A 21,838-nucleotide genomic window follows, 5' to 3' on the forward strand; every position below is an offset into this window, starting at 1 on the left:
GGCGGTGCGCGATCATCCCCCCGATGCTGGATACCTCGCGGGACACCGCCCCCGCCCCCACGCCCCCGGCGAACGCCCCGGACGAGCCGCGCGGCTGTCTCTTCGCGCTCTCCCAGCCACCGCTGATGATCTTCCTCGCGGTGATCGGAGCGCTGCTGCTGATGGCCGCCCTGCACGATCTCTACCTGCTGTGAGGCGGGCGGCGGCGCGGCCGGGTGCCACCGGGCTCAGCCCGCGGCCTCCTTGCGGCGGGCCCGGTAGGCCGCGACGTGGAGACGGTTTCCGCAGGTCCGGCTGTCGCAGTAGCGGCGGGAGCGGTTGCGGGAGAGGTCGACGAAGGCCCGGCCGCAGTCCGGCGCCTCGCAGCGGCGCAGCCGTTCCTGCTCGCCGGCCACGAGGATGAAGGCGAGCGCCATGCCGCAGTCGGCGGCCAGGTGGTCGGAGACGGTGGCGCCCGGCGCGAAGTAGTGGACGTGCCAGTCGTAGCCGTCGTGGTCGGTGAGCTGCGGGGTCGTGCCCGCGGAGGCGACCAGCTGGTTGATCAGGGAGGCCGCGATCCGGGCGTCCGGCGCGGAGAAGACGGCGGTGAAGCGGTCGCGCACCTCGCGCACGGCCCGCAGGTCCCCGGCTCCCAGCTCGCCCACGTCGCTGATCTTGTGGTCGCGGACGAAGCTCCGCAGCGCCGGGATGTCGTCCAGTTCGTCCTCGCGGTCGCCCTGGGGGGCGGTGTTCATCAGATCGACGACGGTGTCGAGCGCGATCCGGGTGTCGTGGGGGATGAGCACGCTTCGCTCCCTGGCCGGCTGCGGGCGGGCGCCCGCGAATTGCGCTGACTCTAGCGCGACCCGGAAACGGGCATCGGCGCCCCGCACCACGCCGGCTGCGCGGTGCGGGGCGCCGAAGCCCTGCGTATGCGACTGCCCGCGCGGCGCCGTCTCCCCGAGTCGGACGGCGCCGTGCGGCTCTCGGCCTGGCTCAGCTGTCCGCCAGGATGTGGGAGAGCTCCGTGTCGAGATCGAAGTGCCGGTGCTCGGTGCCCGGTGGCACCGCGGCGTCGGTCCGCTTCAGGAACGACTCCAGGGCCCTCGCCGGGGCCTCGAGCAGGGCTTCGCCTTCGGGAGAGCTCAACGCGATGCAGACGACTCCCTGGCCGTGGCTACGGGATGGCCAGACGCGGACGTCGCCCGTGCCGGTGGGCCGGTGCAGCCCCTCGGCGAGAAGGTCGCGGGCGAAGACCCACTCGACCGTCTCCTCGGCTCCGGTGTGGAAGGTGGCGTGCACGGCATACGGATCGGCCGTGTCATACCGCAGGCCCGCGGGTACAGGCAGTGAGGACTCGCTCGACACAACGAGGCGCAGGTGCAGCTCGCAGCTGACCGTGGTGTTCATAAGCGCCAGGGCCTTTCGCTCAGTGTGCGCTCGGGGATTCGCACGTCGGCGAAATCGACATGCCACCTACGGTGCCGTTGTAAACCCCTCTGTCTGTTTTGTGATCGTTCAGGTAGCTCGTATGGACGCGTGTAACTTTGGGTAATACCGCCATTCCGGCCGGGTCGGGCGGTCCGGTAGGTTGGGGCCATGAACGCGGAGAGTGACGAGCGCACGGGGGAGTCCGCCGTGAACGGGGAACGTGTGCCGGAGAAGCCCGAGGCCGCAGGGCCTGAGGGGGCCAAGGGGGCCGACGGGGCCGCTGGGGTCGAAGCGGCCGACGGCGCGGGCAAGGAGGCCGAGTCCGAGCTGGGCTCCCGGGCGCCCGCCTTCATCAAGGCCCGCCGGACCCTGCACCTGAGCTGGCAGGTCGGCGTCTTCGTCGTCGGCCTCGCCGTCGTCGGTGCCGGCGTCCTGATGCTGGTCCTGCCCGGCCCGGGCTGGCTGGTCATCTTCGCCGGCATGGCGATCTGGGCGACCGAGTTCGTCTGGGCGCAGCTCGTCCTGCGCTGGACCAAGCGCAAGGTCACCGAGGCGGCCCAGCGCGCCCTGGACCCGAAGGTCCGGCGCCGGAACATCATGCTCACGACCATCGGCCTGGTGATCGTCGCCGTGCTCTGCGGCATCTATCTCTGGAAGTTCGGCTTCGTCATGCCGTGGAAGATCGACGAGTGACCCACGGATGGTGCGGGACCACCGCTGACATGGGGTAATGTTTGCGGTGCGCCGGGGCGATTAGCTCAGCGGGAGAGCACTTCGTTCACACCGAAGGGGTCACTGGTTCGATCCCAGTATCGCCCACCACCCGGCCCGAAGGCCCGGAGACGATCACCGTCTCCGGGCCTTCGGCATTCCCCCGGGCCGCCCGGGGCTCAGCGCATCCGCCCCAGCCGCTCCCGCAGCCGCCGGGCGTCCCGCAGCCGCTGCTCGTACGTCGCCCCGACCGCCAGCAGCAGCAGGCCCGCCAGGGCCGGCGGCAGCCAGCGCGGCAGCGCCCCCACCACCTGCGCCACGTACGGCGCCAGCTCGTGCAGCCCGTCCAGGGCCAGCACCGTGCCGCCGAGCAGCAGCAGCGCCTGGAGCCGGAACCGGGCGCCCAGCAGCGTCACCGCCAGCGCCCCGAGCCCCAGCAGCAGCGGGCGCGTCCACCCCGGGTCCGGCCACGCCGCCATCAGGCTCGGCAGCAGCGTCACGGCGAGCCCGGGCCCGTACGCCGTCCAGGACGAGGCGTCCGGGTCCCGGCGCCGCCGCAGCACGCCCACCACGAGGGCCGGGACCGTCACCGGCAGCGTGTACGCCTCCGGCGCCGTCACCTCCCAGGCCGCCAGCCGCACCCAGGACGCCGCGAGGAACAGCCCGGCCGCCGTCCAGGAGGCCGCCGGGCGCCGCTCCGGGCGCACCGCCGTCGCCGCCGCGAGCACCCCGCCGAGGGCCAGCGCGAGCGCGAGCAGGGCGGGGCGGCCCGCCGTGAGGCCGAGCGCGCACAGGCCCACCGCGGCGCCGGCGGCCTCCACGGCCACCGCCACCGTCCGGCGGCGCAGCCACGCGCCCAGGCCGGCCGTCCCGGCGGGCACGGCCAGCAGCAGGAGACCGGCCGTCGCGGGAGCCGCCTGCGCCGCCGCCGCGCCCGCGCCGACCAGCCCGGCCGCCGCGAGCACCGCCCCGCAGGCGCCGACGAGCCGCACGGCCCCCGCCGCGAGCACCGCCACCCCGGCGAGCAGCGCCAGGATCACCCCGAGCACCGTGAACGTCGCCGCCCGCGTGTCCAGGCCCAGGGTGACCGCCGTGAGCGCGGAGGCGAACCCGAGGCCGAGGCCGAGCCACGCCACGTTCCCCGGCAGCCCGGCGCCCGCCCCGGGCAGGCCGCGGACCAGGAGCGCCGGGCGCACCGCCGCCGTCAGCGCCGCGGCGGCCGTCAGGAGCGTCAGGGCGACCGTGGCCGGGTACGGCAGCCCCGGGGCCACCGGCAGGCCGGTGAGCAGCGCCCAGGCCAGTACGAGCGCGCCGCAGCGGGCCCACGGGCGGGGGACGGCCGCCAGCGCGGCGGCCGCGAGCAGCACGACCAGCGGGGCGGTCGCCGGATAGCTCGTGAGGACCGGGTCGGCGTGCGCGCCCGACCACGGGGCGGTGGTGCGGGCCAGCGGCCCCAGCAGTCCGGCCGCCGTCGGCGGTAGCGCCCACATCAGCGCGTGCGCGAGGACCAGGCCGCCGGCCCCGGCGAGCCCGCGCCGCAGCGCCTCGGGCACGCGCGGCAGCCGCAGCGCCGCCGCCGCGAGGAGCACCGCGCACCCCGCGTACCCCGGCACCGTCCATCCGCCCGGGAGCACCTCCCGCAGCGGCCCGCCGGCCGCGGCGGTCAGGGCGAGGCCCGCGAAGCCCGCGAGCCCCGTGGCGGGCACCGCCGCCGGGGCGGTGCGGACCGCCGCGTAGAGCAGGACGGCGGCGCAGGCGAGCAGCAGCGGGGCCGCGCGCAGCGGCGTCACGGCCGACAGGGCGAGCCCCGTCACCAGCGCCGCGCCGCCCAGCGTGCCCGCCGTGACCAGCGCGGTGATCCGGACCGGGGCGGGCGCGGTGCGCCGGGCCGTCGCCAGGTCGAGGGCGGCCGTGGCGAGCGTCGCCCAGGCCAGCGACAGCGGGCCGCCGTCCAGGGCCAGCACCCCGAGGGGCAGCGGCAGTTGGGCCGTGACCACCGCCGCCGGCAGCGGGATCCGCAGCCGGGGCAGGGCGGCCCCGTACCCGGCCCAGCCGGCGGCGAGCACGGCCGCCGCGATCGCCGTGTAGGCGAGCACGCCGGTCTCCGGGAGCGCCGCCCGGTGCAGGGCGTACGCGTCGAGCAGGGTCAGCGCCAGGCCGAGGGCGGCCACCGACTCGGCCGTGGAGCGCAGTCCCTTGCGCAGCAGCGCCACGGGGGCGAGGAGCGCCGCCGAGGTCACGGCGCCCAGCACGGCCGCCCGGCCGCCGATGCCCATCGAGCCCCAGCTGACCAGGGTGAAGGCGACGGCGGCGACGGCCAGCAGCACGCCGCCGAGGGTCAGCAGCACGTTCTGCGCGCCGCGCGGGCTCGCCTCGGGGCGCGGCCCCGCCACGGGAGCGGCGGCGGCGGGGGTGTGCAGCACCCGCAGCAGCCAGTCCCGGCGCGCCAGCAACCGGGCCCGGTGGGCGTCGAGTCGGGCCAGTTCGCGGTCGACGAGCACCAGCTCTTCCGCGGGAGGCAGGGAGGAGTCCATAGCCGGAGTGTGCGGCCGGGGCCCGGGCGCGGGGATGGGTGCGGCTACTCAGATCCGCCCCTGAGTAGCCCACACTGGAGCCATGGACTGGTGCCGCTACCGCTTCCGCAGCGTCTGGTGCCTCGCCGCCCCGCCCGACACCGTCTACGCCGTCCTGGAGCGGGCCGAGGAGTACCCCCGCTGGTGGCCGCAGGTGCGCGAGGTCGTCCCGCGCGACGAGCGCTCCGGCACCGCCCGCTTCCGCTCCCTCCTCCCGTACGACCTCGTCGTCACCGCCGAGGCGCGGCGGCGCGACCCCGGCGCCCGGGTCCTGGAGGTCGCGCTCGGCGGCGATCTGGTCGGCTGGGCCCGCTGGACGCTGCTGGCCGACGGGGCGGCCGGCACCCGGGCGGTGTACGAGCAGGAGGTCGAGGTCCGGGCCCCGCTGATGCGCGCGCTCGCCGTCCCCGCGCGGCCCCTCTTCCGCGCCAACCACGCCCTGATGATGCGCGGCGGGCGGCGCGGTCTCGCGGCGCTGCTGCGCGCGGTTTGAACGAGACCCCGAAAACCCTGTATGGTTCAACCCGTTCCCGGGCGATTAGCTCAGCGGGAGAGCACTTCGTTCACACCGAAGGGGTCACTGGTTCGATCCCAGTATCGCCCACCGGGAGAGGCCGGTCCGTCAGCAGACGGACCGGCCTCAGCCTTTTCCGGAGCCCGTCGAGGGCGGGCTAGGCCGCGGTCCGCAGCTCCGGGCGCAGCGGCCACGCCGGGTCCACCGTCTCCGGGGTGCCCTGCCGCGTGAACCACGCCTGCAGCCCGCGCGCCTGGGCCGCGTGCCACACCGCCTGGAGGGTGTGCAGCTCGGGCGGTGACAGGCGTTCGAGCCGGGAGGCGAAGCGCCGCCCCACCGACCGTACGACGTCCAGCGCCGCCGCGGCGTCCGCCGCCGCGTCGTGGGCGCCGTCCAGCTCCACCCCGTACTGCTCGCACAGGTCCGTCAGCGTCCGGCGGCCCTTGCGGTAGCGGTCCAGGTGCTTGTCGAGGACCCGCGGGTCCAGCACGCACAGCGGCACGCCGTCCATGTAGGTGCCGAGCGTGGAGGCGCGGTGGCGGCGCAGCTCCCGGTCCAGGATGGTCAGGTCGAAGGGGGCGTTCATCACCACCAGGGGCCGCCCCGACGCCGTCTGCTCGGCTATCGCGCGGGCCAGCTCCTCGACCACCGGCGAGGGCCAGCGCCCGTTGCGCTGGAGGTGATCGTCCGTCAGCCCGTGTACGGCGGTGGCCGCCGCGGGCACCGGGACACCGGGGTTCACCAGCCAGCGGGTCACCCTCGGCCGCATCCCGGCGGCGTCCTGGACGACGAGGGCGGCGGACACGATCCGGTCCTCCTCGACGTCGACTCCTGTGGTCTCCGTGTCGAATGCGGCCAGGGGCCCATCGAACCAGTGCGTCGTCATCCCCGAACTCCTCGCACGTGCGCGGCAGATGGCCAACCCCCTGCCCGAAACGGTGATACCCGGGCTGTTTGCACCGTACGCAAAACGGTCACAACAGAGCTGACGGGGAAGGGATTTCGACATGGCGATCGCCCAGCCCGAATGGGGAGGGCCGCCGCCGGGGGAGGCGGCGCCGCTGCGCGGCTCGCTCGCCACCACCGCCTGCATGGAGACCCTCCAGGTGGGGTACCTCCACGCGGTCGCGGCGGCGGCGGGCTGTTCGCTGTCGCAGCCGTTCCCGGACAACGGCATCGACTGGCACGTGAGCCACGGCGCTCCCGGGCACACGGTCGACGACGAGGTGACCATCAAGGTGCAGCTCAAGTGCACCTACCAACTGCCGCCGCGGACCCCCGGCGGGCCCCCGGCGTTCTCCTTCACCCTGGACAACGAGCACCTGGTGAAGCTGGCCCGGACCCCCGTGGCCGTGCACAAGATCCTGGTCGTGATGCTCGTGCCGCGCGACCGGGAGGACTGGCTGCGGGCCGGCCACGACCGGCTGGACCTGCGGCACTGCTGCTACTGGATCAACCTGGCCGGTCACCCGGTCACGGGACGGCGCAGGACCACCGTGCGCGTCCCGACGACGCGGATCTTCGACGACCGGGCGCTCTGCGAGATCATGGCCCGGGTCGGCGTGGGAGGGAGTCCCTGATGCGGCCGATCGACGAACCCGACCCCGGCGTGGTGGACCCGCGGGTGCTCGGCGCGCTGCTCGCCCGGCACGGCTGGCGGCGGCACGGCGGCGCCAACGGCCGCTACACCCGCTGGGCGCCGCCCGGGCCCGAGGCCGGCTCCCGGGGCACCAGCCTGCTGCTGCCGGAGAGCCGGGCCTTCCCGGACTGCGAGGACCTGATCGGCGAGGCGCTGACCGCGCTCGCCCGCAGCGGCTCGCCCTCGGCCCGCGAGGTGCTGACCGGGCTCGCCGCCCCCAGCGACGAGATCCGCTGGTGGCGCGACGTGCCGCCGGGGCCGACCGGGGCCGTGCCCTGGCCGGTGGAGGAGCGGCTGCGCTCCGCCGCCCGCGCCACGCTGCTCGCGGGCGCCCTCGCCGTACGGGCCCGGGCCGGCTACCACGGGGCGCGGCACCGGCGGCGGGCCGAGGCCGCGCTGGACGAGGTCGTCGTCGACGGCACCCCCGGCGGCGGGCTCACCGCCTTCCTGCCGGTGGAGACGGGCCGGGCCGTCTCCGTGCGGCTCTACCACGCGCTGTACGCGGCCCGGGAGGCCGTGGACTACCAGCGGGCCACCGGCGGCATGGAGGCGTTCGACTCCGCCGTCGAGGCCGGGGTGAGCCGGGAGCTCACGGAGGCCCTGGTCGCGCTGGTGCGGGGGACCGAGGGCGCCGGGATCGTGCTGGCCTGGTCCCCGGCGGCCGGCACCCCGGCCGGCTGCGCCGTGCGGCCGGAGCCCGTCGAGTTCTCGCCCGGCGACCTGCCCGCGCTGCGCGCCGCCGGCGCCCGCTACCTGGCCGACGAGCCCTCCGTACCGGTGCGGATCACCGGCAGCGTGGTCCGGCTGCGCCGCTCCGGCCCGCACGGCGAGGGCACCGTGCGGCTGCGGGTGCTGGCCGGGGCGGACGTGCGGCACGTCCGGGTCAGCCTCGACGAGGACGCCTACCGGACCGCCGGGCACGCCCATCTGGTCGGGCTGCCGATCCGGGTGGCGGGCCGGCTGGAGAGCCGCGGCGGCTTCCGGCGGCTCACCGACCCGAGCGGGGTGGTCCCGGTGCGGGTGGACGAGGCGGTGCGGGAGCGCCTGATGAAGTCGATGCGGGAGACCCGGGAGACGCTCGGCGGCGCGGACGACTTCTTCGGGGAGGGCGAGGAGGACGGGGAGGACGGGGAGGACGGGGACGGCTGAGGGTCTCCGGACTCGGCGGGGTGCGGCTGACCTGGGCCCGGAGGGCGGGCGGCGGGTAATTCGGAGGGGGCGCGGGCGCGGGTCCCGGTAGGATCGGGGTCCTGCGCGGCACCTCGTCTCTGCCGCGCGCCGCCGGCGCCGGCACCTCGTGTCTGCCAGCGCCCCTATGTATGGAGCATTCGTGTCTGAAGTCCGTGTGACCGTCCAGTCCGCCTCGGGAGCAGAGGAGAGGGCGGTGAGCGCGGGCACCACGGCCGGCGCCCTGTTCGCCGACGACCGCACCGTGATCGCCGCCCGGGTCGCGGGCGAGCTGAAGGACCTGGCGTACGAGCTCGCCGACGGCGACGTCGTCGAGGGGGTGGAGATCTCCTCGCCGGACGGTCTCGACATCCTGCGCCACTCCACCGCGCACGTCATGGCCCAGGCCGTGCAGGAGCTCTTCCCCGAGGCCAAGCTGGGCATCGGCCCGCCGGTCCGGGACGGCTTCTACTACGACTTCGACGTCGAGAAGCCCTTCACTCCCGAGGACCTCAAGGTCATCGAGAAGAAGATGCAGGAGATCCAGAAGCGCGGGCAGCGCTTCTCCCGCCGCGTGGTCACCGACGAGGCCGCCCGCGAGGAGCTCGCCGCCGAGCCGTACAAGCTGGAGCTCATCGGCATCAAGGGCGCCGCGTCGACCGACGACGGGGCGAACGTCGAGGTGGGCGGCGGCGAGCTGACCATCTACGACAACCTGGACGCCAAGACCGGCGAGCTGTGCTGGCGCGACCTGTGCCGGGGTCCGCACCTGCCCACCACCCGGAACATCCCGGCGTTCAAGCTGATGCGCAACGCCTCGGCGTACTGGCGCGGTGACGAGAAGAACAAGCAGCTTCAGCGCATCTACGGCACCGCTTGGCCGTCGAAGGAGGAGCTGAAGGCCCACCTCGACTTCCTCATCGAGGCCGAGAAGCGCGACCACCGCAAGCTGGGCAACGAGCTGGACCTGTTCTCCATCCCGGACGAGATCGGCTCCGGCCTCGCCGTCTTCCACCCCAAGGGCGGCATCATCCGCCGGGTCATGGAGGACTACTCGCGCCGCCGGCACGAGGAGGAGGGCTACGAGTTCGTCTACTCCCCGCACGCCACCAAGGGCGCCCTCTTCGAGAAGAGCGGCCACCTGGACTGGTACGCGGAGGGCATGTACCCGCCCATGCAGCTCGACGGTGGTACCGACTACTACCTCAAGCCCATGAACTGCCCGATGCACAACCTGATCTTCGACGCGCGCGGGCGCTCCTACCGTGAGCTGCCGCTGCGCCTGTTCGAGTTCGGCACCGTGTACCGGTACGAGAAGTCCGGCGTCGTGCACGGTCTGACCCGTGCCCGGGGCTTCACCCAGGACGACGCGCACATCTACTGCACCCGCGAGCAGATGGCCGAGGAGCTCGACCGGACTCTCACCTTCGTGCTCAACCTGCTGCGCGACTACGGCCTGACCGACTTCTACCTGGAGCTGTCCACCAAGGACCCGGAGAAGTTCGTCGGCTCGGACGAGGTGTGGGAGGAGGCCACCGCGGTCCTCCAGCAGGTCGCCGAGAAGCAGGGCCTGCCGCTGACCCCCGACCCGGGCGGCGCCGCGTTCTACGGCCCGAAGATCTCCGTGCAGGCGCGCGACGCCATCGGCCGGACCTGGCAGATGTCGACCGTGCAGCTCGACTTCAACCTGCCGGAGCGCTTCGACCTGGAGTACACCGCGCCGGACGGCACCAAGCAGCGCCCGGTCATGATCCACCGCGCGCTGTTCGGTTCGATCGAGCGCTTCTTCGCGGTGCTCCTGGAGCACTACGCGGGCGCCATGCCGCCGTGGCTGGCCCCGGTGCAGGCGGTCGGCATCCCGATCGGCGACTCGCACGTCGAGTACCTGCAGGAGTTCGCCGCCGACGCGCGGAAGCGGGGCCTGAGGGTCGACGTGGACGCGTCCTCGGACCGGATGCAGAAGAAGATCCGCAACCAGCAGCGCCAGAAGGTGCCGTTCATGATCATCGTCGGTGACGACGACATGAACGCGGGAACGGTGTCCTTCCGTTACCGCGACGGGTCGCAGGAGAACGGGATCCCCCGTGACCAGGCGCTGAACAAGCTCGTTGAGGTGGTCGAGGCACGCGTTCAGGTGTAGCGCCGTTCCCCGCGTGGACGGGGATGGTCCGCCCATACTCCATCGGATGTACGGAACCGCGTGTTGCTCCCCGCTCCTGCGGGGCTAAGGGGCCCCCGGGGTACTCCCCGGGGGCCCCTTCTCGTCCTCCCGGGTGAACGCCTGGATCAGCCAGGACGAGAAGGAGCCCGTCACCGCGCCCAGCAGCGCCAGGCCCACGCCCATCAGCCCCACCGCCGTCAGGCGGCCCATCGGCGTCACCGGGGTCACGTCCCCGTAGCCGACCGTCGCCAGCGTCGCGCAGGTCAGCCACACCGCGTCGCCGAAGGTGCGGATCGAGGCGCCCGGGGCGGCGTACTCGAAGTGGTAGACGGTCAGCGCCCCCGCGAAGCCCAGCAGCCCCGCCGTCATCCCGGCGTACGCCATGACCCGGGCGTACAGGCTCAGGCGCGGCTTGTCGCGGCGGCGCTGCACCCGGTCGTAGACGCTGACGATCCGCAGCGGGCGCAGCAGCGGCAGGACCACGACCACCGTGTCGAGCAGGTGGTGGCGCACGAAGCGCAGCACCCCGGTGCCGCTCAGCCGGACCCGCACCACGTAGTCGACGAGGAAGACCGCCCAGGCGGCGAAGGTCATCGCGAGACAGAGGTCCTTCACCGGGCCCGGCAGGTGGTGGCCGAGGACCCGGACCGCGTAGCCGGCGAGGTAGACCAGGGCCATCACCGTCAGCGGGGTCTCCATCCGGCTGTCCCAGCGCTCCTGGGCGGGCGGTACCGGCGGCCTGTCTCTCATCGGTTCAGCATGGCCCCTGGGCGGATCCCTCGCCCCGGCGACACGATCCGAACGGGCGAAGCAATATGCTGCACAGCATGACGACTGAGCCGGAGCAGCAGATCGGAGTGGGGACGCAGGACGCGTTCCAGCGCCTGTGGACGCCCCACCGGATGGCCTACATCCAGGGGGAGAACAAGCCGAGCGGGCCGGGCGCCGAGGACGGCTGTCCCTTCTGTTCGATCCCCGCGAAGTCGGACGAGGACGGTCTGGTGATCGCGCGCGGCGAGAGCGTGTACGCGGTCCTCAACCTCTACCCGTACAACGGCGGCCACCTGATGGTCGTCCCGTACCGGCACGTCGCCGACTACACCGACCTCGACGCGGCGGAGACCGTAGAGCTCGCCGCGTTCACCAAGCGGGCCATGGCCGCGCTGCGCGCCGCGTCCGGCGCGCACGGCTTCAACATCGGCATGAACCAGGGCGCGGTCGCGGGCGCCGGCATCGCCGCCCATCTGCACCAGCACGTGGTGCCCCGCTGGGGCGGCGACACCAACTTCATGCCGGTCGTCGGGCACACCAAGGTGCTGCCGCAGCTCCTCGCCGACACCCGGAGGATGCTGGCCGACGCCTGGCCGACGGCCGGCTGAGCCCGCACACCCGCCCCCAGGGGGCCGTCCGGCCGGACGGCCCCCTCACGCGTCGTAGAGGTCGGCCTTCCGCGGGCCGGGGTCCTGGATGCCGCCGCCGAGCATCAGGGAGCGGCTGGTGAAGCGCTCCGTGTCGACGCCGTGCTCGTCGAGGACCTTGATGGTCGCGGCGTGGACCGCGCGCAGCACGGGGGTCGCGGTGCGGATGGCGTCGTCGGCCATGAAGCGGTTCTTCCACGGCGGGCCCGCCCAGGAGTGCCGCAGGCCGAAGGGCTCGGGCAGCACCAGCTTGCCGCCGAGGAAGTCCAGGACCGGCGGGAACCAGGTCAGCGGGGCGCGGACGGCCTGCCGGACCACCTCGTCGGTGTCGGTCAGCGGCAGCTTGATCTCCCGGGTCTCCCAGAACCTGACGGTCTTGGAGACCTCCTTCGACTTCCCCTTGGGCTTGCTCATGAAGAGGCCGTGGACGGGGCCGAGGGCGTGGCCGGTGACCTCGACGCGCAGGGTGTGGTGCAGCGAGGTGACCGTGACCATCATGGTGAGGACCAGCTGCCCGTCCCAGAGGGTGAACTGCACGCCCAGGTAGTGGCGGTTGCCGCTGCCGAACTGCTGGTCGTTGCAGATGCGCTGTATCTCGTGCGGCTTCACCTGGAAGGCGACGATGTTCTCGCCCTCGGGGCGGCCGACCTCGTCGGCGCCCTCGCCGACCGGCGAGACGATCCAGTGCTTGACCGTCGGCTTGGGGAAGCCGGTCTTGAGCGAGCCGCGCTCCAGCAGCGTCAGCTGGGTGTGGATCTGGCGGACCACGTCCCAGGCGCGGAAGTCGTGGATCTCCTTGCCGTTCTTCGGGACCAGCTCCTCGGCGAGGGTCCAGCTGCCCCAGCGGGTGCCCATGCCCAGTATCCCCTTGGGGCCCGCGTAGAAGACGACGTTGGACTGCTGCTCGGCGGCGAGCTTCTCCAGGTTCTGCCGGAGGTCCTCGGCGGTCTTCTCGCCCGGGTCCTGGGGCACCGCCTCGGGGATCTTGGCGCCGATGCCGCCGCCGCTGAGCAGCGCGGTCCAGCGCTCGCGCAGGTCCACCGCGGTGTTCTCGCAGATCCGGCGGGCCAGGTACCAGCCGGCCACGGGGGCCACGATCATCGCGCGCAGGTAGTTGGGGAGCACGCCGTCGAAGGGCAGCTTGAGGAGCACCAGGACGGCGAAGATCCCGGCGGCCCAGAGCAGGGCCGTGCCGAGGGCGCTGGTGCGGCGGTTGTCGGAACCGGCGGCGATCCGGCGGAGCTGGATGACACCAAGCCAGAGCAGCAGCCCCGGCAGGAACAGCACCCCGCACACCAGGGTGACCAGCGTCAGCTTCACGTCGCGCCGCCTGCGGATGCCGGTGGCGGCGAGGCAGTGCTCGACCACGGGCTGCGGGTCGGCTCCGAAGGACTGGATGAGCGGCTTGCGGGCGCCGCCCAGCATCCGCACCTGCACGGCACGGGAGAACGCCTCGCCGAGGTCGGGGCGGAAGAGCTTGTGCCACTTGCCCTCCTTGACGGCGGACTTGTGCCACTCGCTGTTCGCGTCCAGGATCGCCCCGACCGGGCTGTCGCGGTACGCGGCGGAGGCGAGGGCGTGGGTCGCCGCCGTCTGCGCGTCCGAGCCCTGCAGGGGAATCTGCGCCCCGATGCCGAAACTGCCGATCGTCACTGCCGCCCCCATCACCACGGGTCCCTGTGCGGGCTGTTCCCAACTGCCGCGCCCCGCACACCTTCTGAGCTGGGCACCACAGCGTAACCGGGCGGCGACTCCTGCGTCACCGGACCGGACGAAGGCGACCGAATGCCGTCCGCCCGGAGGGAGTTGGGCGGGCGGCGTCCGGCCGGGGCGGGAGGGTGCGGGGCCGTGCGGGGCCGGACGGGGCGTCAGGCGCTATTCCTTTTCCGCCTGTTCGCGCAGCTTGTCCGCCAGCTGCGGGGGCATCGCCTCGTGCCGCGCGTACGCCCGGTCGAAGTTGCCCGTGCCGTGCGAGACCGCGCGCAGCTCCACCGCGTACCGCCCGATCTCGATCTCCGGCACCTCCGCCCGCACCAGCGTCCGCCCGGCGCCCGCCGGCTCGGTGCCGACCACCCGGCCGCGCCGCCCGGACAGATCGCCCATCACCGGGCCCACGTACTCGTCCGGCACCAGCACCGACACCTCCGCGACCGGCTCCAGGAGACGGATCGGCACCTCGCGGGCCGCCTCCCGCAGGGCCAGCGCGCCCGCCGTCTGGAACGCCGCGTCCGAGGAGTCCACCGCGTGCGCCTTGCCGTCGCGCAGGGTGACCCGGACGTCCACCAGCGGATATCCCAGCGCGACCCCGCGGGCCGCCTGCGCCCGGACCCCCTTCTCCACGGAGGCGACGAACTGGCGCGGCACCGCGCCGCCGACCACCTTGTCGACGAACTCGATCCCGCTGCCCGGCGGCAGCGGCTCCACGTCGAGCTCGCAGACCGCGTACTGGCCGTGCCCGCCGGACTGCTTCACGTGCCGCCCGCGCCCGGTGGCCGCCCCGCCGAAGGTCTCCCGCAGCGCCACCCGGTGCGGAACGGTGTCCACCCGCACGCCGTAGCGGCCCCGAAGCCGCTCCAGCGCCACGTCCGCGTGCGCCTCGCCCAGACACCACAGCACCAGCTGCCCGGTGTCCCGGTTCTGTTCGAGCCGCATCGTCGGGTCCTCGGCCACCAGCCGCGCGAGCCCCTGCGACAGCTTGTCCTCGTCCGCCTTGCCGTGCGCCTCGATCGCCAGCGGCAGCAGCGGCTCCGGCATCGCCCACGGCTCCATCAGCAGCGGCAGGTCCTTCGCGGACAGCGTGTCCCCGGTCTCCGCGCGCGCCAGCCGGCCCACACAGGCCAGATCGCCCGCGACGCACCGGGCCACGGGCCGCTGCTGCCTGCCGAAGGGCGAGGTCAGCGCGCCGACCCGCTCGTCGAGATCGTGGTCCTCGTGGCCCCGGTCGGCGAGCCCGTGCCCCGACACGTGCACGGTCTCGTCCGGGCGCAGGGTGCCGGAGAAGACCCGGACCAGCGAGAGCCGCCCCACGTACGGGTCCGAGGAGGTCTTCACCACCTCGGCGACCAGCGGCCCGTCCGGGTCGCAGGACAGGGCCGGACCCGGCGCGCCCTCCGGGGTGGTGACCAGCGGCGCCGGGCGCTCCAGCGGGGTGGGGAAGCCGCCCGTGACCAGGTCGAGCAGCTCCACCGTGCCGAGCCCCTGCCGGCCGCCGTCCGCCGCCGGGGCGGCCGTCAGCACCGGGTGGAAGGTGCCCCGCGCGACCGCCTTCTCCAGGTCGTCCACGAGGGTCTTCAGCGCGATCTCCTCGCCGCCGAGATAGCGGTCCATCAGGGTCTCGTCCTCGCTCTCGGCGATGATCCCCTCGATCAACCGGTCGCGGGCCGCGGCGAGCGCCGGGCGCTGCGCCTCGTCGGGCGGGTCCTCGCGGCGCTCGCCCGTCGCGTAGTCGAAGATCCGCTCCGTGAGCAGCCCCACCAGGCCGGTGACCGGGGCGTGCCCGTCGGCGCCCTCCGGGCCCCGCACCGGCAGGTAGAGCGGGAGGACGGCGTCGGGGTCGTCGCCGCCGAACAGCTCCGCGCAGACCTCCGTGAGCCGCCCGAAGTCGGTGCGGGCGGTGTCCAGGTGGGTCACCACGATCGCCCGGGGCATCCCGACGGCCGCGCACTCCTCCCAGACCGCGCGGGTCGACCCGGCGACGGCGTCGGCCTCCTGGGCCGCCGAGACGACGAAGAGGGCCGCGTCCGCCGCGCGCAGACCGGCCCTCAGCTCCCCGACGAAGTCGGCGTACCCGGGGGTGTCGAGGAGGTTGATCTTGCACCCGGCCCATTCGACGGGGACGAGCGAGAGCTGTACGGAGCGCTGCCGGCGCTGTTCGATCTCGTCGTGGTCCGAGACCGTCCCGCCGTCCTCGACGCGCCCGGCCCGGCCGACCGCTCCGGCGGTCTGGGCCAGGGCCTCGACGAGGGTCGTCTTGCCCGATCCGCTGTGGCCGACCAGCACCACGTTCCGTACGGCCGAGGGCCGGTCGGCCGTCGGGGCCCTTCCGGCGGCCCCGGGGTGCGCGTTCGCCTTGTCGCCCATGATGTCTTCCTCCCGGTCGTGAGAGGGGTGCCCGTGGTCGTCCTTCGAGCTTTGCACCGACGTCACGGTGCGTCCATACGTCGTACGGGCGCGGGCCCGCGCCCGCGCCGGGCGGGGGCGGCGACGGTGGGCGGCGGGAGGTGGGCCGACCGTGCGGAATCCGCCGCGCGGACGCCGTGGGGCGGGTGCCGACGCTCCCGCGGGGGCGCGCGTGGCTACGATGGGTGAGCCGGTGGTCGTAGGGGCCGCGCGGCCCACCGAACCTCGGGAAGGCCATGCTGAACAAGTACGCGCGTGCCTTTTTTACGCGTGTCCTCACACCGTTCGCCGCGTTTCTGCTCCGCCGGGGCGTCAGTCCCGACGCCGTGACGCTCATCGGTACCGCCGGGGTGGTGGCCGGCGCGCTGGTCTTCTTCCCGCGCGGGGAGTTCTTCTGGGGCACGATCGTCATCACGCTGTTCGTCTTCTCGGACCTCGTCGACGGCAACATGGCCCGCCAGGCCGGCATCTCCAGCCGCTGGGGCGCCTTCCTCGACTCCACGCTCGACCGGGTCGCCGACGGCGCGATCTTCGGCGGCTTCGCGCTCTACTACGCGGGCTGGGGCGACGACAACGTCCTGTGCGCCGTCGCGATCTTCTGCCTGGCGAGCGGCCAGGTCGTCTCGTACACCAAGGCGCGCGGAGAATCGATCGGCCTGCCGGTCGCCGTGAACGGTCTGATCGAGCGCGCCGAGCGCCTGGTGATCTCGCTGGTCGCCGCCGGACTCGCCGGACTGCACGCCTTCGGGGTGCCCGGCGTGCAGGTCCTGCTGCCCATCGCGCTGTGGGTCGTGGCCGTCGGCTCGGCGGTCACCCTCGGCCAGCGGGTCGTGACGGTCCGCCGGGAGTCCGCCGAGGCGGACGCCGCCGCGCGCGGGAGCGAGGCGGCCGGATGAGCGGGGACGCCGCGGGGAAGAGCGGGACGGCTGGGACCGGTGCGTCCGGTGCGTCCGGCGCGTCCGGTGCCGCAGGGAAGAGCGGGCTCAAGGACCGCGTCTCCGACGGGCTCTACGGGCTCGGCTGGGCCACCGTGAAGAAGCTGCCCGAGCCGGTCGCCAAGGCCCTCGGGCGCAAGATCGCCGACATCGCCTGGAAGCGGCGCGGCAAGAGCGTCCTGCGCCTGGAGTCCAACCTCGCGCGGGTCGTGCCCGACGCCTCCCCGGAGCGCCTGCGGGAGCTCTCCCAGGCCGGGATGCGCTCGTACATGCGCTACTGGATGGAGTCCTTCCGGCTCCCCGCCTGGAGCAGGGAGCGGGCCGCCGCCAGCTTCGACCCCAAGGACGTCCACCACCTCAAGGACGCCCTCGCCTCCGAGCACGGCGTCATCGTCGCCCTGCCGCACATGGGCAACTGGGACCTCGCCGGGGTCTGGGTCACCCGCGCCCTCGGCGTGCCCTTCACCACCGTCGCCGAGCGGCTCAAGCCCGAGTCGCTCTTCGACCGGTTCGTCGCCTACCGCGAGTCCCTCGGCATGGAGGTGCTGCCGCACACCGGCGGCTCCGCCTTCGGGACCCTGGCCCGGCGGCTGCGGGCCGGCGGGCTCGTCTGCCTCGTCGCCGACCGCGACCTGTCGGCGTCCGGCGTCGAGGTCTCCTTCTTCGGCGAGCCCGTCCGGATGCCCGCCGGGCCCGCGATCCTCGCCCAGCAGACGGGGGCGCTGCTGCTGCCCGTGACCCTCTGGTACGACGACACCGACGTCATGCGCGGACAGATCCACGCACCCGTCGACGTGCCCGAGTCAGGCACCCGGGCCGAGAAGACGTCCTCCATGACACAGGCCCTCGCGGACGTCTTCGCCGGGGCGATCGCGGACCACCCGGAGGACTGGCACATGCTGCAGCGGCTGTGGCTCGCCGACCTGGAGGAGCGACGGGAGGACGGGACGGCGTGAAGATCGGCATCGTCTGCCCGTACTCCTGGGACGTGCCGGGCGGCGTCCAGTTCCACATCCGCGACCTCGCCGAGCACCTCATCCGGCTCGGCCACGAGGTCTCCGTGCTCGCGCCCGCCGACGACGAGACGCCGCTGCCGCCGTACGTCGTCTCCGCGGGGCGCGCGGTGCCCGTGCCGTACAACGGCTCCGTCGCCCGGCTCAACTTCGGCTTCCTGTCGGCGGCCCGGGTGCGGCGGTGGCTGCACGACGGGACCTTCGACGTCGTGCACATCCACGAGCCCACCTCGCCCTCGCTCGGGCTGCTCACCTGCTGGGCGGCGCAGGGGCCGATCGTGGCCACCTTCCACACCTCGAACCCGCGCTCGCGCGCGATGATCGCCGCGTACCCGATCCTCCAGCCGGCGCTGGAGAAGATCAGCGCGCGGATCGCCGTGAGCGAGTACGCGCGCCGCACGCTCGTCGAGCACCTCGGCGGCGACGCCGTCGTCATCCCCAACGGCGTCGACGTCGACTTCTTCGCCCGCGCGGAGCCCAAGAAGGAGTGGCAGGGCGGCACGCTCGGGTTCATCGGGCGCATCGACGAGCCGCGCAAGGGGCTGCCGGTGCTGATGCGGGCCCTGCCGAAGATCCTCGCGGCGCGGCCCGGGACGCGGCTCCTCGTCGCCGGGCGCGGCGACGAGGAGGAGGCCGTGGCCTCGCTGCCGCGCGAGATGCGCTCGCGGGTCGAGTTCCTCGGCATGGTCAGCGACGAGGACAAGGCGCGGCTGCTGCGCAGCGTCGACGTGTACGTGGCGCCCAACACCGGCGGCGAGAGCTTCGGCATCATCCTCGTCGAGGCGCTGTCGGCGGGCGCGCCCGTGCTCGCCGCCGACCTCGACGCGTTCGCGCAGGTCCTCGACCAGGGCGGGGCGGGGCAGCTCTTCGCCAACGAGGACGCGGACGACCTCGCGGAGCAGGCGATCCGGCTGCTGGGCGACGAGGCGCGGCGCGAGGAGCTGCGGGAGCGCGGGTCCGCGCATGTGCGGCGGTTCGACTGGTCGACGGTCGGGGCGGACATCCTGGCCGTGTACGAGACGGTGACGGACGGGGCGGCTTCGGTGGCCGCGGACGAGCGGGCCGGTGGGGGGTTGCGGGCTCGGTTGGGGCTGTAGGCGGGGCCTTCCGTTGTGCCTCCGCCGTCCTCCGTCCTCCGTCGGTCGGCTGTGTGACCGCCGTTGTGCCGCGGCCCCCGGTACCTCCGCGTGGGGGGTGTCCGGACTGCGACCTCCGCTTCGCTTCGCTCGCTGCGGGCGCCGCCACGTCCGGACACCCCCCCACGCTCCGGCACCGGGGGCCTTCCCGCCGTTGTCGGCCGTCCGTGCGTCGTGGGAGCGTGGGGCGATGATCTCTGTGGAGACCGTTGATCTCGGATACTTCGTTCGGCCCGCCTCGGAGTGGGGTGGTGATCGGGATCGGGTGGAGCCCTCGCTGGCCTATCTGGTGCGATATCCCGGTGGGTCCTTGCTCTTCGACAGTGGGATGGGGGAAGGGTCCGTCGAGACCGATGCCCACTATCGGCCGGTGCGGCGGGGCTTGGACGTCGAGGTGGATCTGGTCGTCAACTGCCATCTGCACTTCGACCACATCGGCGGCAACCAGGCCCTCGGGCGGCCCGTGCTCGTGCAGCGGGGGGAGCTCGCCACGGCCCGGGGCGGCGGGTACACGATCGACTCGCTGCTCGACGGCGTGCGGTACGTGGAGGTCGACGGCGAGTACGAGGTCGCCGACGGGGTGGTGCTGGTGCCGACGCCCGGGCATGTCGACGGGCACCAGTCGCTGGTGCTCGACCACGGGGACCGGGTGACGGTGCTCGCGGGTCAGGCGTACGACGTCGCGGCGGAGTTCGGGCGGCCCTGGCGGCCCTGGCTCGGGCGGCTCGGGGAGCTCGGGGCGGGGCGGCCCGCGCGTGTCCTGTTCGCCCATGACCGGGAGGTTTGGGAAGGGGTGCTGCCGCCGCCCCGGTAGCCTGTGCGTCCGTGACCGAAACCCTGATCTGGACCGTCGCCGCGCTGATTTTGATCGGTGTCTATCTGAGTTGGACCGCCGGGCGGCTCGACCGGCTGCACACCCGTATCGACGCGGCCCGGGCCGCGCTCGACGCGCAGTTGCTGCGGCGGGCCTCGGTCGCTCAGGAACTGGCCACCTCGGGCGTGCTCGACCCGGCGGCCTCGATCGTGCTGTACGAGGCGGCGCACGCGGCCCGGCAGTCGGAGGAGGACCACCGGGAGGTCGCCGAGAGCGAGCTCAGCCAGGCGCTGCGGGCCGTGTTCGGGGAGGCCGAGCAGGTCGAGGTGGTGCGGTCGGCGCCCGGTGGCGAGGAGGCCGCCGGGGAGCTGGCCGCGGCCGTGCGCCGGGTGCCGATGGCGCGCCGCTTCCACAACGACGCCGTGCGGGCCGCGCGGGCGCTGCGCCGCCACCGCAAGGTGCGCTGGTTCCGGCTGGCAGGACACGCCCCGTTCCCCCTGGCCTTCGAAATGGATGACGAGCCGCCCGTGGCGCTTGCGGATCGTCCCGCCTGAGCGCTTGGCACCTTCGTTACCTGCGAAAACGATCCACCGGGTGCACATTGGCCCTTGCTGTGGCCCCTAGCTGGCCGGTTTCCTCGTCTCGTCAACAACCCCCCGTTGTCACCGAGTGAGGTACCCATGTCCAGCACCCCGCAGTCCGCCGACGCGATCGGCACCTCCCGCGTCAAGCGCGGCATGGCCGAGCAGCTCAAGGGCGGCGTGATCATGGACGTGGTCAACGCCGAGCAGGCGAAGATCGCCGAGGACGCCGGCGCCGTGGCCGTCATGGCCCTGGAGCGGGTCCCCGCCGACATTCGCAAGGACGGCGGCGTCGCGCGGATGTCCGACCCGAACATGATCGAGGAGATCATCGGCGCGGTCTCCATCCCGGTCATGGCCAAGTCCCGCATCGGCCACTTCGTCGAGGCCCAGGTCCTCCAGTCGCTGGGTGTCGACTACATCGACGAGTCCGAGGTCCTCACCCCGGCCGACGAGGTCAACCACTCCGACAAGTGGGCCTTCACCACGCCGTTCGTCTGTGGCGCCACCAACCTGGGCGAGGCCCTGCGCCGCATCGCCGAGGGCGCGGCCATGATCCGCTCCAAGGGCGAGGCCGGCACCGGCAACGTCGTCGAGGCCGTCCGCCACCTGCGCCAGATCAAGAACGAGATCGCCAAGCTGCGCGGCTTCGACAACAACGAGCTGTTCGCCGCCGCCAAGGAGCTGCGCGCCCCGTACGAGCTCGTCAAGGAGGTCGCGGAGCTCGGCAAGCTGCCCGTCGTGCTGTTCTCCGCCGGCGGCGTGGCCACCCCGGCCGACGCCGCGCTGATGCGCCAGCTCGGCGCCGAGGGCGTCTTCGTCGGCTCCGGCATCTTCAAGTCGGGCGACCCGGCCAAGCGCGCCGCCGCCATCGTGAAGGCCACCACCTTCTACGACGACCCGAAGGTCATCGCGGACGCCTCCCGCAACCTGGGCGAGGCCATGGTCGGCATCAACTGCGACACCCTGCCCGAGGCCGAGCGCTACGCGAACCGGGGCTGGTAAGCACCCATGAGCACTCCCGTGATCGGTGTCCTGGCGCTCCAGGGCGACGTACGGGAGCACCTGATCGCCCTGGCCGCGGCGGACGCCGTGGCCAGGCCCGTCAGGCGCCCCGAGGAGCTCGCCGAGGTCGACGGTCTCGTCATCCCCGGCGGGGAGTCCACCACCATCTCCAAGCTGGCCGCGCTGTTCGGCCTCATGGAGCCGCTGCGCGAGCGGATCGCGGGCGGCATGCCCGTGTACGGCACCTGCGCCGGTCTGATCATGCTCGCCGACAAGATCCTCGACCCGCGCTCGGGCCAGGAGACCTTCGGCGGCATCGACATGATCGTGCGCCGCAACGCCTTCGGGCGGCAGAACGAGTCCTTCGAGGCCGGGGTGAGCGTCACGGGGATCGACACCCCCGTCGAGGGCGTCTTCATCCGAGCCCCGTGGGTCGAGTCGGTCGGCGCGGAGGCCGAGGTGCTCGCCGAGCACGACGGCCACATCGTCGCCGTCCGGCAGGGACGGGCCCTCGCGACCTCGTTCCACCCCGAGCTGACCGGTGACCACCGGATCCACGAGCTGTTCGTGGCGATGGTGCGCGCCGAGCGGTGACACGATCCTTGTAGGATCTCTGGGGTTCGTTCAGTAATGGGTTACGCG

At 73.6% G+C, this 21,838-nt stretch carries 21 protein-coding genes and 2 tRNA genes; 16 read left to right on the forward strand and 7 right to left on the reverse strand.

The window, feature by feature from the left end; genetic code table 11:
- The first annotated feature begins 23 nt into the window (after positions 1-23).
- Positions 24-194 carry a hypothetical protein gene (locus AB0C99_RS04155; RefSeq protein WP_362468956.1) on the forward strand — a complete coding sequence of 57 codons (171 nt, stop codon included), beginning with the start codon at positions 24-26 and terminating at the stop codon, positions 192-194.
- Positions 195-227: 33 nt separating this feature from the next.
- Here AB0C99_RS04155 and AB0C99_RS04160 read toward each other — a convergent pair whose 3' ends face one another.
- Complete coding sequence (locus AB0C99_RS04160) at positions 228-785, reverse strand: CGNR zinc finger domain-containing protein (RefSeq protein ID WP_362468958.1); 558 nt, start codon at positions 783-785, stop codon at positions 228-230.
- Between the two features lie 190 nt (positions 786-975).
- The gene (locus tag AB0C99_RS04165) at positions 976-1,389 is read right to left on the reverse strand and encodes an SsgA family sporulation/cell division regulator (RefSeq protein WP_015032345.1); all 414 of its coding nucleotides are present in this window, start codon (positions 1,387-1,389) and stop codon (positions 976-978) included.
- Positions 1,390-1,578: 189 nt separating this feature from the next.
- Here AB0C99_RS04165 and AB0C99_RS04170 point away from each other — a divergent pair, with 189 nt between their 5' ends.
- Together AB0C99_RS04170 and AB0C99_RS04175 are read left to right on the forward strand one after the other, a co-directional pair.
- A complete protein-coding gene (locus tag AB0C99_RS04170) occupies positions 1,579-2,103 on the forward strand; it encodes a TIGR02611 family protein (protein ID WP_362468960.1) in 525 nt (174 codons plus the stop codon).
- A 54-nt stretch (positions 2,104-2,157) separates the two neighbouring features.
- Positions 2,158-2,232: transfer RNA gene (locus AB0C99_RS04175), tRNA-Val, on the forward strand.
- A 68-nt stretch (positions 2,233-2,300) separates the two neighbouring features.
- On the opposite strand, the gene AB0C99_RS04180 is transcribed toward AB0C99_RS04175, so the two are convergent.
- On the reverse strand, positions 2,301-4,655 hold the full coding sequence (locus tag AB0C99_RS04180) for a hypothetical protein (RefSeq protein WP_362468962.1): 2,355 nt from the start codon (positions 4,653-4,655) through the stop codon (positions 2,301-2,303).
- 82 nt (positions 4,656-4,737) lie between these two features.
- On the opposite strand from AB0C99_RS04180, the gene AB0C99_RS04185 reads away from it, so the two are divergent.
- A complete protein-coding gene (locus AB0C99_RS04185) occupies positions 4,738-5,187 on the forward strand; it encodes an SRPBCC family protein (RefSeq protein WP_362468963.1) in 450 nt (149 codons plus the stop codon).
- Between the two features lie 39 nt (positions 5,188-5,226).
- A tRNA-Val gene (locus tag AB0C99_RS04190) sits at positions 5,227-5,298 on the forward strand.
- 67 nt (positions 5,299-5,365) lie between these two features.
- Here the strand turns inward: AB0C99_RS04190 and AB0C99_RS04195 are convergent.
- Entirely contained in the window at positions 5,366-6,094 is a 729-nt protein-coding gene (locus tag AB0C99_RS04195; RefSeq protein ID WP_362468965.1) for a 3'-5' exonuclease, read from the reverse strand.
- A gap of 121 nt (positions 6,095-6,215) precedes the next feature.
- Here AB0C99_RS04195 and AB0C99_RS04200 point away from each other — a divergent pair, with 121 nt between their 5' ends.
- The 3 genes from AB0C99_RS04200 to thrS all read left to right on the forward strand — a co-directional run bounded on the left by AB0C99_RS04200 (position 6,216) and on the right by thrS (position 10,154).
- Positions 6,216-6,788, forward strand: coding sequence for a DUF4365 domain-containing protein (locus AB0C99_RS04200; RefSeq protein WP_362468967.1), 573 nt, complete (start codon positions 6,216-6,218; stop codon positions 6,786-6,788).
- On the forward strand, positions 6,788-7,996 hold the full coding sequence (locus AB0C99_RS04205; protein ID WP_362468969.1) for a hypothetical protein: 1,209 nt from the start codon (positions 6,788-6,790) through the stop codon (positions 7,994-7,996). The genes AB0C99_RS04200 and AB0C99_RS04205 overlap by 1 nt, the downstream gene beginning before the upstream one ends.
- Before the next feature lie 181 nt (positions 7,997-8,177).
- A complete protein-coding gene (thrS, locus tag AB0C99_RS04210; RefSeq protein ID WP_362468971.1) occupies positions 8,178-10,154 on the forward strand; it encodes a threonine--tRNA ligase in 1,977 nt (658 codons plus the stop codon).
- An 84-nt stretch (positions 10,155-10,238) separates the two neighbouring features.
- On the opposite strand, the gene AB0C99_RS04215 is transcribed toward thrS, so the two are convergent.
- Positions 10,239-10,925, reverse strand: a complete 687-nt coding sequence (locus tag AB0C99_RS04215) for a potassium channel family protein (RefSeq protein WP_362468973.1) — start codon at positions 10,923-10,925, stop codon at positions 10,239-10,241.
- Between the two features lie 65 nt (positions 10,926-10,990).
- On the opposite strand from AB0C99_RS04215, the gene AB0C99_RS04220 reads away from it, so the two are divergent.
- Positions 10,991-11,554, forward strand: coding sequence for an HIT domain-containing protein (locus tag AB0C99_RS04220; RefSeq protein ID WP_362468975.1), 564 nt, complete (start codon positions 10,991-10,993; stop codon positions 11,552-11,554).
- A gap of 45 nt (positions 11,555-11,599) precedes the next feature.
- Here the strand turns inward: AB0C99_RS04220 and AB0C99_RS04225 are convergent, their stop codons facing one another.
- The gene (locus AB0C99_RS04225) at positions 11,600-13,258 is read right to left on the reverse strand and encodes a hypothetical protein (RefSeq protein ID WP_362468977.1); all 1,659 of its coding nucleotides are present in this window, start codon (positions 13,256-13,258) and stop codon (positions 11,600-11,602) included.
- Between the two features lie 210 nt (positions 13,259-13,468).
- Positions 13,469-15,673 carry an elongation factor G-like protein EF-G2 gene (locus AB0C99_RS04230; RefSeq protein ID WP_362469096.1) on the reverse strand — a complete coding sequence of 735 codons (2,205 nt, stop codon included), beginning with the start codon at positions 15,671-15,673 and terminating at the stop codon, positions 13,469-13,471.
- Between the two features lie 275 nt (positions 15,674-15,948).
- Here AB0C99_RS04230 and pgsA point away from each other — a divergent pair, with 275 nt between their 5' ends.
- The 7 genes from pgsA to pdxT all read left to right on the forward strand — a co-directional run bounded on the left by pgsA (position 15,949) and on the right by pdxT (position 21,790).
- Complete coding sequence (pgsA, locus tag AB0C99_RS04235; RefSeq protein WP_362468979.1) at positions 15,949-16,608, forward strand: phosphatidylinositol phosphate synthase; 660 nt, start codon at positions 15,949-15,951, stop codon at positions 16,606-16,608.
- On the forward strand, positions 16,605-17,603 hold the full coding sequence (locus tag AB0C99_RS04240; RefSeq protein WP_362468981.1) for a phosphatidylinositol mannoside acyltransferase: 999 nt from the start codon (positions 16,605-16,607) through the stop codon (positions 17,601-17,603). Before pgsA ends, AB0C99_RS04240 begins: the two co-directional genes overlap by 4 nt.
- Positions 17,600-18,757: a glycosyltransferase family 4 protein gene (locus AB0C99_RS04245; protein ID WP_362468983.1), complete on the forward strand. Its 1,158-nt coding sequence runs from the start codon at positions 17,600-17,602 to the stop codon at positions 18,755-18,757. Before AB0C99_RS04240 ends, AB0C99_RS04245 begins: the two co-directional genes overlap by 4 nt.
- 229 nt (positions 18,758-18,986) lie before the next feature.
- Positions 18,987-19,610, forward strand: coding sequence for an MBL fold metallo-hydrolase (locus AB0C99_RS04250; RefSeq protein ID WP_362468985.1), 624 nt, complete (start codon positions 18,987-18,989; stop codon positions 19,608-19,610).
- 11 nt (positions 19,611-19,621) lie between these two features.
- Positions 19,622-20,164, forward strand: coding sequence for a hypothetical protein (locus AB0C99_RS04255; RefSeq protein ID WP_362468987.1), 543 nt, complete (start codon positions 19,622-19,624; stop codon positions 20,162-20,164).
- Positions 20,165-20,290: 126 nt separating this feature from the next.
- Positions 20,291-21,196, forward strand: coding sequence for a pyridoxal 5'-phosphate synthase lyase subunit PdxS (gene pdxS, locus AB0C99_RS04260; protein ID WP_362468989.1), 906 nt, complete (start codon positions 20,291-20,293; stop codon positions 21,194-21,196).
- 6 nt (positions 21,197-21,202) lie between these two features.
- The gene (pdxT, locus tag AB0C99_RS04265) at positions 21,203-21,790 is read left to right on the forward strand and encodes a pyridoxal 5'-phosphate synthase glutaminase subunit PdxT (protein ID WP_362468990.1); all 588 of its coding nucleotides are present in this window, start codon (positions 21,203-21,205) and stop codon (positions 21,788-21,790) included.
- Positions 21,791-21,838: the final 48 nt, after the last annotated feature.

Origin of the sequence: Streptomyces sp. NPDC048659 (assembly GCF_040650575.1) — a bacterium.
Classification (GTDB): domain Bacteria; phylum Actinomycetota; class Actinomycetes; order Streptomycetales; family Streptomycetaceae; genus Streptomyces.